The following is a 12,478-nucleotide window of genomic DNA, read 5'->3' on the forward strand; positions in this document are numbered from 1 at the left end:
CGGCGTGGCCGCGGTGGCCATGCCGGCCGCCACGCCCAGGGCGTCGGCCAGGGCATCCAGCGGATCGGCCGAGCGCGTGGTGGTCCAGGCGCCCTGCGCGAATTCGATGCCCACGCCCAGCGCCAGCAGACCCAGCGCGGCCCAGGTCCAGGCGCGCGGCCCGGCATACACTTGCACGGCCGCGGCGGCCAGCACCAGGTAGGCGATGAAGTGCTCGACCTTGTCGGTGTCGGGCAGGTCAGACAACTGCGGCGGGTGCGGCATCAGGCACACGTAGATCAGCACCGCGATGCCCAGCCACCACAGCCCCAGCCACAGCCAGGGCCAGCGGAAGTCGCGCACTGCCGCCATCACAGCCGCCAGGTCAGGTCGCCGGACAGGAACGCCGGCGCCAGCGACACGTCGCGCTCGAAGCCCATCACCTGGAAACGCTCGCCCATCTCGCTGGGCAGGGTCAGCTGCTTCACCTGCTGACGCAGGCGCAGTTGCGCGGCTGCGTCGCTGCGCGCCTCGGCCTCGGCCAGCAGCGCGTCCAGGCCGTTGCCGAGCAGGAAGCTGGCCTGATTGCAGTAACCGGCCAGGTCGAAGCCCGCCCCGGTGCCGGCCTCGGCCAGCGCGGTGAAGTCCACCGACGCGGTCAGGTCCTGCAGGCCCGGCCAGCGGTACGGATCGGCATGCGTGCGATGCCGGTAGAAAGCACGCAAGGTGCCGTCGTCGCGCTCGGGCAGATAGAACTCGCGGCGCGGATAGCCGTAGTCCACGAACAGCATCGCGCCGCTGCGCAGGCCGCCGGCCACCGCCTGGATCCAGTACGGCAACTGCGGCAGCAATTCGGAACGGTAGCCGTCGGCGAACGGCGCCTGCAGATAGCGTTCGATGTGCCGCACCGCCGCCGCCAGCAGCGGATCGGCCGGCTGTTCGCCGCGGCGGAAGCGGCCCTCGCCATCCAGCGTCACGGTTTCCTCGAACACCTCGCCGTCGCGCAGCGCGAAGCGCGGCGTCGGCAGGGCGTCGATCACCTCGTTGGCGAACAGCACGCCGTTCCAGTCGTCGTCGAACGGCCGGTCCAGCCATTCCACCAACTCGAACACCGGCGGGATCAGCGCGCGCGCCAGGCGCTCGCGTTGCCGTTCGCGCAGATCGGCGCTGGGCTCCAGGATCGCATAGCGCTCGGGCAGCGCATCCAGCGCCAGCAGGCGCTTGAGCATGACCTCGGCGAAGGCGCCGCTGCCGCCGCCCACTTCCAGCATGCGTGCCTGCGGCCCGAGTTGCTGCAGCACCGGCGCCAACGCATTGGACACGGTGGCGGCGAACAGCGGCCCCAGTTCCGGCGAGGTGACGAAATCGCCCTCTTCGCCGAACTTGCTGCTGCCGGCGCTGTAGTAGCCCAGGCCGGGCGCGTACAGCGCCAGCTCCATGAAGCGCGAGAACGGAATGGCTCCGCCGGCGGCGGCGATCTCGGCGCGCATGTGCGCGGCCAGGCGATCGCTGTGGGCCAATGCGGTGGCATCGGGCAAAGGAAGGTCGGTGGGCATGCGCTGCGCGATTGCGTGGACAATGCACAGCATAGCCGAGCATGGAACCCGTACATGACCCAGACCAAAGTCGCCCTGATCACCGGCAGCGCGCGGCGCATCGGCGCCGGCATCGCCCGACGCCTGCACGCGGCCGGCTATAACGTGGCCTTGCATGCGCACACCTCGCAGGCCGAGCTGCGCGCGCTGGCGCAGGAGCTGGACGCCATGCGCGCCGGCAGCACGCTGACCCTGCAGGCCGACCTGCGCGACGCCGCGCAGCTACCCGACCTGGTGGCGCAGTGCGTGGCGCGCTTCGGCCGCCTCGACGCACTGGTCAACAACGCCTCCAACTTCTATCCCACGCCGTTGCACGAGGCCACGCCTGCGCAATGGGACGACCTGTTCGCGGTCAACGCGCGTGCGCCGCTGTTCCTGGCGCAGGCCGCGGCCACGCAGTTGCGTCAACACGGCGGCGCGATCGTCAATCTCACCGACCTGCACGCCGAACAGCCGCTGCGCGCGCATCCGCTGTACAGCGCGGCCAAGGCCGCCCTGGCGATGCTGACCCGCTCGCTGGCGCTGGAACTGGCGCCGCAGGTCCGCGTCAACGCCATCGCCCCCGGCGCGATCCTGTGGCCCGACGCCGGCAAGGACGCCGCCGCGCAGCAGGCCCTGCTGGCACGCACCCCGCTGGCACGCACCGGCCAGGTCGAGGAAATCGCCGAGGCTGTGCGCTGGCTGCTCGACGACGCCAGCTTCGTCACCGGGCAGACCGTGCGGGTGGATGGGGGACGCGGGCTGACTTGAAGGCTGGGAACGGGGAATGGGGAATGGGGAATCGGCAAGCGCGACCTCTTTCCAGCCATTGCTGAGAGCTACGCCAGGCCGCGCCATGACAGCGCGACGATCGGCCCGGTACCCAGTTCTACCGATTCCCCAATCCCGATTCCCCATTCCCGGCTTCATCAACCAATTCCACCACCTCGAACGCCTTGCCATGCTCCTCATGCGCCTGCCATAGCGCGCCCAGGGTTTGGCCGGTGACCGGGTCGACGAAGTCGGCGGCGATGTCGGCCAGCGGCTTGAGCACGAAGGCGTGGCGCAGCTCGGGCCGCGGGATGCGCAGGTGGCCGGGGCCTTCGACGATGCGGTCGCCGTAGAACACCACGTCGATGTCCAGGGTGCGGTCGCTGAAGCGCGGGCCGCTGCGGTCGCGGCCATGCGCGTCCTCCAGCGCATGCAGCCAGTCGTCCAGCGGCGCCAGCTCCCAGTCGGTCTGCAGCGCCACCGCGTTGTTCAGGAACGCCGGCCCGTCGAAGCCGACCGCCGCGGTGCGATAGGTCGGCGACACCGCGACCGCGCCGAACTGCCGGCGCAGCGCCGCGATCGCCGCGGCCAGGTGGTGATGCGGGCTCAGGTTGCTGCCCAGGCTCAGAAGCACGGTGGTCATGCGCTATTCGCGCATGCCGCGACCGCGAGCGTCAACGGCTAGCCAAGCCCGAGCCGCCCCCATAGAATCGGGACGTACCCGGTTTTCGGCAGCGCCATGACATATTGCGTCGGCATCGAAGTGGACGAAGGCCTGGTCTTCGCCGCTGACACCCGCACCAACGCCTCGCTGGACGACGTCCGCGTCCACCGCAAGCTGCATGTGTTCGAGTATCCGGGCCAGGCGGTGTTCGCGCTGATGTCGGCAGGCAACCTGGCGACCACGCAGCTGACCCTTTCGCGTCTGCAGCGCGACGCCGACGATCCGGACGCGCCGCGCAGCCTGCGCACCTTCCGGCACCTGTTCGAGGTGGCCGAGTACGTCGGCGACGTGCTGGCCTCCAGCCAGATCAAGCTGTCCGAGCAATCGCAGCACAGCGGCATCAACGTGCAGTCGACGCTGATCCTGGGCGGGCAGATCGCCGGCGAACGGCCCGGGCTGTACATGATCTATCCGCTCGGCAACGCCATCGCCACCTCGCCGGAGACGCCCTACCTGCAGATCGGCGAATCCAAGTACGGCAAGCCGATCCTGGACCGCATCATCCGCTCGGAGATGCAACTGGAAGACGCCGCACGCACCGCCCTGGTGTCGCTGGACTCGACCATCCGTTCCAACCTGTCGGTGGGCATGCCGATCGATGTGGCGCTGATCCGCCGCAACGACCTGCGCGTGACCGAGCGCATGCGCCTGGAAGCGGACACCCCGCTGTACGCCGAGATCCACGACACCTGGTCGCGCAAGCTGGAGAACGCCGTGCGCACCCTGCCGCGCTTCCCCTGGGAACCGGCCCTGTCCGCCGACCACGACACCGAATCGCGCGACGCCCTGCCGCCCCTGCCCCCGCGCCGCTCCCCCGCCCGCCGCGACCCGGAAGACCAGTCGGCGCAGCAGTGAGAAGCCGGGATTGGGGAATCGGGAATGGGGAATCGGAACAGCCGGAGCGCGGAGCTTGCGCTGAGACATGATGGCCGCTGAGGCGTCAATCCGTTGCCCTTGCGTTCCAAGCTGCACTTATCGGATCCGGTGAGCTTTGCCTCTCTCGGTGACTCCAGATAAACGAGTCACGTCATCGCGCAGCTTGCGCTGGAGATACGGTCGCCATGCAGCAATGAGCATCGGCTTTGGCTTTGGCTTTGGCTTTGGCCGTTCCCATTCCCGATTCCCCCATCCCCATTCCCAGCACCTCAGCCGCTTTCGAGGGCATGCGCCACCGCGCGGAACACGCGCTGCATTTCCAGCGGCTTGCGCAGGACGTGCACGGCGATGTCGGCGGGGAAGTGGTCGCGCTCCAGGTTGGTGCCGGTGTCCTCGAGGACGATCGCCGGGCCCTGGTAGCCCAGGTCCTGCAGCGCCAGCAGCAGGCGTACCGCCGACAGCAGGATGATGTCGCTGTCGACGATCACCAGGTCCGGCAGGCCGTGTTCCTCGACGTCGCGCAGCGCGGCGGCGCCGTCGGACGCCAACTGCGGACGGTAGCCCTGGCTGGACAGCGCATTGCCGAGCAGCGACAACCGCGTGGCCTCGCCATCGACGAGGAGCACGCGCTGGCCCTTGCCCATCGGCAGCGACGGCTCCGGCTCGAACGACGGCACCGGCGCGCGCAGCGGGATCAGCAATTCGAAGCAGGTGCCCTGGCCCGGCGTGCTGTCCACGCCGATCCGGCCACCGTAGCTCTCGACGATGCGCTTGCACGAGATCAGGCCCAGGCCGGTGCCGTCCGGCTTGGTGGTGAAGAAGGGACTGAACAGCCGCGCCTGGGTCTCCGCATCCATGCCCATACCGCTGTCGCGGACCAGGATGCGCACCTGCTCGCTGCCGTCGGCACCGATCGCCGGCGCCGCCGAGAAGCTCAGCTGGCCGCCGTCGGGCATCGCCTGGATCGCGTTGAGGCCGAGGTTGAGCAGGCACTGCTGCAACTCGGTGTAGTTGGCCTCGATCGACAGCGCCGGATCGGCCACGTCCGCCTGCAGCGTCACCCGCTCCGGCAGGCTGCTCTTGAGCAGCATCTGCACCGCCTGGAACAGCTCGGCGATGCGCACCGGCTCGCTCGGCGTGCGCGAGCCGCGCACGAACGACAGCATCGACTCGGCCATCTCGTGGCCGCGCCGGCCGCACTCGGCGATGACGTCGGCCAGGTGCCGCAGTTGCGGATCGTCGCTGCGACCGACGATCAGTTCCGGCACGATCAGCAGCGGCTGCAGGATGTTGCGCAGGTCGTGGCTGAGGCCGGCGGCGAGCAGGGCCAGGCTCTCCAGCCGCTGCGCGCGCATCAGTTCGCGCTCCACCCGCTGCCGCTCGCGCTCGGTGCGGGCCTCGCGGATCGCCCGCGCCACCGCCGACGGCAGGCGGGTCGGGTTGTGCTTGATGATGTAGTCGTTGGCGCCGTCGCGCAGCGCCTCCACCGCGGTCTCCTCGCCGATGGTGCCGGAGACGAAGATGAAGGGCACGGCGTTGCCGTCCTCGCGCACCACCCGCAGCGCCTCGTGCCCGGAGAACCCGGGCATGCTCAGGTCCGACAGCACGATGTCCGGCGCGAACTCGCCCAGCGCCTCGCGCAGGGTCGGCTCGCTTTCCACGCGGCGGAAGGTCGCCTCCAGGCCGGCGTCCAGCAACTGGTCGGACAGCAGCTCGGCATCCTCCGGCGAATCCTCGACCATGAGGATCCGGATCGGGCCAAGCCTGGGGCCGGTGGTGGGCATGCGCGCTTACTCTTTGTCCGGCGCCTGGTTGATCAGCGCCCAGAAGGTGCCCAGGGTCTTCACTGCGGTGAAGAACTGGTCCACGTCCACCGGCTTGACCACATACGCGTTCACGCCCAGATCCCAACTGCGGGCCAGGTCGCTTTCCTCGCGCGAGGACGACAGGATCACCACCGGCAGGCGCTTGAGCGACTCCTCGCTGCGCACCAGTTTGAGCACTTCCAGGCCGTCCATGCGCGGCATCTTGATGTCCAGCAGCAGCACCGCCGGCAGGCCTTCCTCGCGCTCGGCATAGGCGCCGCGGCGCAGCAGGTAGTCCATCGCCTCCACGCCGTCCTCGACGTGCACGATGGGATTGGCCAGACGCGCGTCGCGCAACGCATCCACCGCCATTTCGGCATCGGCGGGGCTGTCTTCGGCAAGCAGGATGGTGCGGATGGCGGTCATGCGATGAACTCGGTAGTGGGCGCTTCGGGCGCCGGGGGCAAGACGAAATGGAAGGTGGCGCCCTGGTCGGGGGCGGACTCGGCCCAGATATGGCCGCCATGGCGGGTCAGCACGCGGCGCACGCTGGCCAGGCCGATACCGGTGCCGGAATACTCGCTGGCCTTGTGCAGGCGCTGGAACACGCCGAACAGCTTGGCCGCATAGGTCATGTCGAAGCCTGCGCCATTGTCGCGCACGCTGAAGTGATGGCTGCCGTCCGGCTGCACCTGGTAGCCGACCTCGATCTGCGCGACCTCGCGCTTGGCGCTGTACTTGACCGCATTGCCGAGCAGGTTCAGCCACAGCTGGCGCATCATGTTTTCGTCGGCGACCAGAATCGGCAACGGCGCGATGCTCCATTCGATGCGATGCCCGCTGTCGCCATGGTCGGACTGGTAGTTGGCGTCGAGCACCGAACGCGTCTCCGCCACCAGCGACTGCATGTCCACCGCCTGCAGGCGCAGCGCACTGCGGCCCAGGCGCGAGTACACCAGCAGGTCGTCGATCAGCGAGGCCATGCGCCGCGCCGAGGTGCCGATCACCTCCAGGTAGTGCCGGCTCTTCTCGTCGGCGCCATCGCCCAGATGGCGAACCAGCTTGTCGGCGAAGCCGGCCACGTGGCGCAGCGGCGCGCGCAGATCGTGCGAGACCGAGTAGCTGAACGCCTCCAGTTCGCGATTGACTTCGGACACCTGCTCGACCTTGCCCTCCAGCTGCCGGTTCAGCTCCTGGATGCGCTGTTGCGCGGTTTTCTGCAGGGTGATGTCGCTGACCGTCATCAAGACCACTTCGTCCTCGCTGTCCGGCAGCGGCATGCGCCGCGCATTCAGCAGCATGGTCCTTGGTACGCCGTCCGCGCCAAGTTGTTCGTGCTCGAAATCCCACAATTCGCGTCCGCGCAGCAGCACGTCGGCCAAGCGCTGCACGATCACCGGATCCTGCCAGACGCCGTCGCCGACGTCGGCGAGCAGCTTCGGCGGATCCGCCAGGTCCATGCCGTACAGTTCGGCGAAGGCGGTGTTGTGCATCAGCATGCGCTGGCCGTTGTCGAGCAGCACGATCGGCTCGCGCACGGTCTGCAGCACCGCCGCGGCGCGGCCGTTGGCGCGCAGCATGTGGCGCTCGGCGTCCAGGCGCCGGCCGATCTGCCGTTGCAACAGCCAGATCACCAGGCCCAGCAACAACAGCTGCACCACCAGCGAGGTCCAGCTCATCATCGAGGCGAGCATGCGGCGCTGCTCGGCGTCGGCGGTCCGCTCGCTCAGCAGTTCGTCCTCGCGCCGCTGCAGCTCGGCGATCAGGCCGCGCACTGGATTGTCGGCGGTCATGTCCTGGATCAGCGCGCGGATCCGCTCCGGATCGCGGGTCTGCGCGATCCGCTCGGCGATCAGGCCGCGTCGCTCCAGCGTGCTCTGCAGGCGGCCGACGCGGATCTGCTGGTCCGGGTTGTCGCGGGTCAGCTCGGCCAGGTGCGCCAGCGTCGGCTGCATCGAGTTGCGCGCCTGCTGCAGGCGCGCGGTCAGGATCGGCGACTGCACGCCGTGCGACATCGCCATCGCCGCCGACTCCATGTCGCGCATGTCCGCTTCCATCGCGTTCAAGGTGGCGGTCACTTCCTGGCTGTGGCCGACCCAATCCGCCGCACGCAGGGTGCTGGCATTCATCTGCCGCAGCAGCAGCGAGGGCAGGATGACGATCAGGACGACGGCCAGCGCCAGCAACGGCAGCCGCCAGCGGTCCCAAGCATCGTGTTTGGCGATGGTCTGCATAGCTGGTGCGTCAAAAGAAGGAACGGCTGCGGCCATCGCGGGCGCGCATTGTCGCCCATCTTCCCCGGCAGCAGATGAATTGTTCAGCGGAAGCGCGACACCCCGATCGCGGTACCTGCAAGGACTCTATCCCAGGCCGCGCGCACGACGACACGGGCGGCCTGCGGCCACCCGCGGGAGTGCCACGCGCGCGCCGCGCTCAGGGCCGGCGCGCCGGGGGCGGAATGGAACCGGCGGTGGCGCCGATCAGGGTCCAGGCCGGCATGCCGGCGCGGACCAGCAGGAAATCGGCGTGGCTGCGCAGGCGCCGGCGCTCGGATTGGCTCAGGCCCTGATCCAGTTCCTGCATCAGCACGGAGAACGCCGGCCAGAACCCGGTGTCGTCGTGAAACGTGGTCAACAGCATGCTCAACTGCGCTTCCAGCCGGCGCACCGCCGGCAGCAGCAGTGACGGCTGCGCGCCATGGCCGGACAACGCGGCGCCCAGCGCCTCGGCAGCCGCGGCCGCGTGCCCCGCAGCCGGGTGGGGTTGGGTCTCCAACATCGCGCGTGATCCGTTGACGAACATGAAGGCATGATGTCTGAGCGGGTGTCAATGCGACGCGAAATGCGATTTCCGTCGCGAATTTGCCCCCCAAAAAAAACGCACCCCGCAGGGTGCGTCGCAGACCGGCTGTCGCGGGTGGGGCGCCTCGTCGCATCCCCACCCGCGGCGGCGGATCGCAATGCTTACTTCTTGGCGGCGGCGCTGACCTTCAGGTCGGCCGCATCCACCTTCTTGACCCCGTCGATCTTCTTGGCGACCGCCACGGCCTTGTCCTTCTCGGCCTTGGTCGCGACCGCGCCGGACAGCTTGACCGTGCCGTTGACGGTGTCGACCTTGATCTCGGTGCCCGACACGTTCTTGGTGGCCAGCAGATCGGCCTTCACCTTGGTGGTGATCCAGGTGTCGGTGACCGGCTCCTTGGAGTCGTGGCGAGTCGTGTCATGGGCCATGGTGTCGTGCTGCATCGTGTCCTGCTGGCCCATGGTGCCGTGGTCCTTGGCGCTGGTGGCCTGGCCGGCTGCGAACGCCTGGCCCGCGCCGAACGCGAAACCGGCCACCAGGGTGGCGCCAAGCAGGGTGCGTGCATTGATCGTCTTCATCGTGTCTTCCTCCGCTGAATGTGCGCGCAGTCTCCGCCAGGCCGTCGTACAGGCGGCGTGACCGAAGAATCGCCGCAGCGTGAATGCGCAATCCGCCCACGCAGCCCAGGCGATACTGGCGTCCCGCCGCTGCTGCCTGCGCCCATGTCCGACTTCAATCTCGCCCTGCTCGGCTTCGGCTACGTCGGCCGCACCTTCCATGCGCCGCTGATCGCACACACGCCCGGCCTGCACCTGCACACCGTGGTCTCGCGCCAGGCCGAGGGGGTGCATGCGGCCTGGCCACAGGCGCGCGTGGTCGCCGATGCGGCGCAGGCCTTCGCCGATCCGCGGATCGATGCAGTGGTGATCGCCACGCCCAACCAGACCCACGCGCCGTTGGCGCTGGCCGCGCTGGCGCAGGGCAAGCACGTGCTGGTGGACAAGCCATTCACCCTGGACGTGGCCGAAGCGCAACAGGTGCTCGACCAGGCGCAGCGCGCCGACCGCATCGTCAGCGTGTTCCAGAACCGACGCTGGGACAGCGACTTCCTCGGCGTGCGCGCCTTGCTGGAGGCGGGCACGCTGGGCGAGATCGCCGAGTTCCATTCGCACTTCGACCGCCACCGTCCGCAGGTCGGCGACCGCTGGCGCGAGCACGCCCTCCCCGGCTCGGGGCTGTGGTTCGACCTGGGGCCGCATCTGCTCGATCAGGCCCTGCAACTGTTCGGGCCGCCGCAGGCGCTGCAGGCCGATCTGGCGCTGCAACGCCCCGGCGCGCAGACCGTGGATTACGTGCATGCGGTGCTGCGCTATCCGCGGTTGCGCGTGGTGCTGCATGCCGGCTCGCTGGTCGCCGCCAACGGCCTGCGCTTCGCGCTCCACGGCAGCGGCGGCAGCTACGTCAAGCACGGCCTGGATACGCAGGAAGCGCAGTTGCGCGCGGGCGTCGCGCCGGGCACGCCCGGCTGGGGCGAGGATCCCCTGCCCGGCCAGTTGCGCCTGGTCGGCGCCGACGGCACGCACGCCGTCCAGACCCTGCCCGCGCCGCGTGGCGATTACCGCGACTGCTATGCGGCCTTTCGCGAGGCGATCGCAGGTCGCGCGCCTGCGCCGGTGGATGCGGCGCAGGCGCTGGCGGTGATGCGGCTGCTGGAGGCAGGCGTGCGCAGCGCCGCCTCCGGCTGCAGCGTCACGCTGGACTGAGCGCCGGGCCTCAGGCCGGGCGCGTACCGCCCGGCGCGGGCGCGTCGCCGCCCTCGTGCTTGATCGCATGGCCGCCGAACTGGTTGCGCATCGCCGCCAGCAACTTGTCGGCGAACGAATCGTCGTCGCGCGAGCGCAGCCGCTCCAGCAGCGAGAGGGTGATCACCGGCGCCGGCACGTCCAGGTCGATCGCCTCGGCCACGGTCCAGCGGCCCTCGCCGGAGTCCTGGACGAACGGCGCGATCCCGGCCAGGGTCGGGTTGTCGCCCAATGCATCCGCGCACAGGTCCAGCAGCCATGAACGCACCACGCTGCCCTGGCGCCAGACCTCGGCCACCTGGTGCAGGTCCAGTGCGAATTCCTGCTTGCGCCCCATCAGCGCGAAGCCCTCGGCATAGGCCTGCATCATCCCGTACTCGATGCCGTTGTGGACCATCTTGGTGAAGTGGCCGGCGCCGCTGGGGCCGACATGTCCCCAGCCGGCATCGGCGGCCGGCGCCAGGGTCGCGAACACGTCGTGCAGGCGCTGCACCGCGGCGGTATCGCCGCCGATCATCAGGCTGTAGCCCTCGCGCAGACCCCACACGCCGCCGCTGGTGCCGCAGTCGACATAGGCGATGCCGTGCGCGGCGAGTTCGCCGGCGCGGCGCATCGAATCCTTGTAGTAGGAATTGCCGCCGTCGATCACCACGTCGCCCTTGCCGAGCAACGGCAGCAACGCCGCCAGGGTGTCGTCGACGACCTTGCCGGCCGGCACCATCAGCCACACCGCGCGCGGTGCCGGCAACGCCGCGATCAGCGCGGCCATGCTGTCGACCGCGTCGACCCCGCGCTGCTGCGCCGCGCTACGCGCGGCCTCGCCCAGGTCGAAACCGACCACGCGATGCCCGCCGCGCACCAGCCGCTCAGCCATGTTGGCGCCCATCCGGCCCAAGCCTACAAGTCCCAGTTCCATGCGTCGTTCCCGGTTCGAAAAAAGGAGGGTTAGGGTCTCACGAAGCGGCGATGCCGACGTGACGCGCAGCTAAGGCACCGATGTGGCGGCAGGTGCCGGCGGCGGCGTTTGCGCACAGTCGTGCAGTTGCAGGTCGCGCCAGCGCTGGTAAAGCGTGGTGTGCAGGTTATGCAGGGTCAGCTCGATCGCGAACGGCGTGCGCGGATTGCGATCCAGCAGCCGCACCACGTGATACCCGATCGGCTTGACGCCCTTGGGATGCACGTAGACCGCGAAGCCACGGTAGAACGGATCGTCGAGCAAGGCGTCGAGTTGCGCGAGCACCGCCTGCTGCGCCGGATCCAGGCGTGCGCGCAGTGCCGGGTCGCGCGCGTACAGCAAGCGCTCGAAGCGCTCCCGGCCCGGGCCGCGCAGCGCCCGCGCCAGCTCCCAGATGCGGCGGTTCTGGGCGTCGTAGTAGGCGAAGCCACCGTGCGCACGCAATGCCGTAGCGGCCTCGGCGCTGACCGCGGCGACCACGAAGTTCTCGGCCTGGTTGTTGATGTCGTCCAGGTAGCGGCGCTCGAACACGTGCACGATGTAGCCGGGCGCACCGAGGAAGGCCGCACGGCCGCGCTGCGCGGTCCTGACTGCCTTGCCGTCGGCGAAGAACTCGCCGGCGTGCGCGCCGAGCAGGATGCTATCGGTGTCGTGCAGGGTCAGGAAGGTGCCGATCGACAGCTCGTCGGCGCTGAACGCACGATCGAACGCCGCGTCGCCATACAGTTCGCGCTGTGTGGCCAGTTGCGCGATCTGCCGGCCGACGCCGCATTCCGAACGCACATGGCCGCTGTAGAACGCCTCGATCGCCTGCGCATTGCCGCCTGCCGGGCGATAGCCCCGGCCGAAGCTGCGGAAGCGCTCCCAGCCTTGCGCGTGCGCGCCGCGCAGGCCGAAGCCGATCCAGCCCAGTTGCAGCGCCGAGAAACGGTAGCCGGGATTGTCCTGCAGGCGTGCGACCGCGCGCGTGGTGGCCGCCCCCAGTTGCAGAAAGTAGCCGCACTGCGTGGCCGGCGTGTCCAGCAAGACACGCAAGGCCTGCTGCCGTTGCGCGTCGTTCCAGGCTGCGGGCAAGGCCGCCTGCAGATCGCCGTGCGCCTGCGCCTCGGCCAGCGAACCGCGTTCGCAGGGTGCGCCGGCGGCGATCTGCGGCTGCGCCGCGCTGGTCGTGCCGATGCGCCAACCGAGCC

13 protein-coding genes are annotated in these 12,478 nt (G+C 69.5%); 3 read left to right on the forward strand and 10 right to left on the reverse strand.

The genetic code is table 11. The annotated features are described in order from the left end of the window. The coding region (locus tag D183_RS0106925; RefSeq protein WP_017908365.1) for a VanZ family protein at positions 1 to 351 on the reverse strand (351 nt) is incomplete at its 3' end. Next, the gene (locus tag D183_RS0106930; RefSeq protein ID WP_026144265.1) at positions 351 to 1,535 is read right to left on the reverse strand and encodes a class I SAM-dependent methyltransferase; all 1,185 of its coding nucleotides are present in this window, start codon (positions 1,533 to 1,535) and stop codon (positions 351 to 353) included. The genes D183_RS0106925 and D183_RS0106930, both read right to left, overlap by 1 nt. A 54-nt stretch (positions 1,536 to 1,589) precedes the next feature. Between D183_RS0106930 and D183_RS0106935 the strand changes: the two genes are divergently transcribed. Further along, positions 1,590 to 2,324: a pteridine reductase gene (locus tag D183_RS0106935; RefSeq protein ID WP_017908367.1), complete on the forward strand. Its 735-nt coding sequence runs from the start codon at positions 1,590 to 1,592 to the stop codon at positions 2,322 to 2,324. Positions 2,325 to 2,442: 118 nt separating this feature from the next. Here the strand turns inward: D183_RS0106935 and folK are convergent, their stop codons facing one another. Beyond that, the gene (gene folK / locus D183_RS0106940; RefSeq protein ID WP_017908368.1) at positions 2,443 to 2,967 is read right to left on the reverse strand and encodes a 2-amino-4-hydroxy-6-hydroxymethyldihydropteridine diphosphokinase; all 525 of its coding nucleotides are present in this window, start codon (positions 2,965 to 2,967) and stop codon (positions 2,443 to 2,445) included. Between the two features lie 96 nt (positions 2,968 to 3,063). Between folK and D183_RS0106945 the strand changes: the two genes are divergently transcribed. Continuing rightward, entirely contained in the window at positions 3,064 to 3,903 is an 840-nt protein-coding gene (locus D183_RS0106945; RefSeq protein ID WP_017908369.1) for a proteasome-type protease, read from the forward strand. A gap of 290 nt (positions 3,904 to 4,193) precedes the next feature. Here the strand turns inward: D183_RS0106945 and D183_RS0106950 are convergent, their stop codons facing one another. The 5 genes from D183_RS0106950 to D183_RS0106970 all read right to left on the reverse strand — a co-directional run bounded on the left by D183_RS0106950 (position 4,194) and on the right by D183_RS0106970 (position 9,109). Then, positions 4,194 to 5,708, reverse strand: a complete 1,515-nt coding sequence (locus D183_RS0106950; protein ID WP_026144266.1) for an ATP-binding response regulator — start codon at positions 5,706 to 5,708, stop codon at positions 4,194 to 4,196. Positions 5,709 to 5,714: 6 nt separating this feature from the next. Beyond that, positions 5,715 to 6,155 (reverse strand): response regulator, encoded by a 441-nt coding sequence (locus D183_RS0106955; RefSeq protein ID WP_017908371.1) that lies wholly within the window; start codon positions 6,153 to 6,155, stop codon positions 5,715 to 5,717. Continuing rightward, entirely contained in the window at positions 6,152 to 7,963 is a 1,812-nt protein-coding gene (locus D183_RS0106960; RefSeq protein WP_017908372.1) for a sensor histidine kinase, read from the reverse strand. The genes D183_RS0106955 and D183_RS0106960 overlap by 4 nt, the downstream gene beginning before the upstream one ends. A 199-nt stretch (positions 7,964 to 8,162) precedes the next feature. Next, positions 8,163 to 8,507 (reverse strand): hypothetical protein, encoded by a 345-nt coding sequence (locus tag D183_RS0106965; protein ID WP_226975011.1) that lies wholly within the window; start codon positions 8,505 to 8,507, stop codon positions 8,163 to 8,165. 185 nt (positions 8,508 to 8,692) lie between these two features. After that, positions 8,693 to 9,109, reverse strand: coding sequence for a BON domain-containing protein (locus tag D183_RS0106970; RefSeq protein WP_017908374.1), 417 nt, complete (start codon positions 9,107 to 9,109; stop codon positions 8,693 to 8,695). Between the two features lie 144 nt (positions 9,110 to 9,253). Here D183_RS0106970 and D183_RS0106975 point away from each other — a divergent pair, with 144 nt between their 5' ends. Continuing rightward, the gene (locus D183_RS0106975; RefSeq protein WP_017908375.1) at positions 9,254 to 10,294 is read left to right on the forward strand and encodes an oxidoreductase; all 1,041 of its coding nucleotides are present in this window, start codon (positions 9,254 to 9,256) and stop codon (positions 10,292 to 10,294) included. Between the two features lie 10 nt (positions 10,295 to 10,304). On the opposite strand, the gene gnd is transcribed toward D183_RS0106975, so the two are convergent. Together gnd and D183_RS24170 are read right to left on the reverse strand one after the other, a co-directional pair. Beyond that, positions 10,305 to 11,249, reverse strand: coding sequence for a phosphogluconate dehydrogenase (NAD(+)-dependent, decarboxylating) (gene gnd / locus D183_RS0106980; protein ID WP_017908376.1), 945 nt, complete (start codon positions 11,247 to 11,249; stop codon positions 10,305 to 10,307). Positions 11,250 to 11,318: 69 nt separating this feature from the next. Further along, a partial coding sequence (locus D183_RS24170; RefSeq protein ID WP_017908377.1) for a hypothetical protein occupies positions 11,319 to 12,478 on the reverse strand: 1,160 nt, incomplete at its 5' end.

Source organism: Xanthomonas sp. SHU 199, assembly GCF_000364665.1.
Classification (GTDB): domain Bacteria; phylum Pseudomonadota; class Gammaproteobacteria; order Xanthomonadales; family Xanthomonadaceae; genus Xanthomonas_A; species Xanthomonas_A sontii.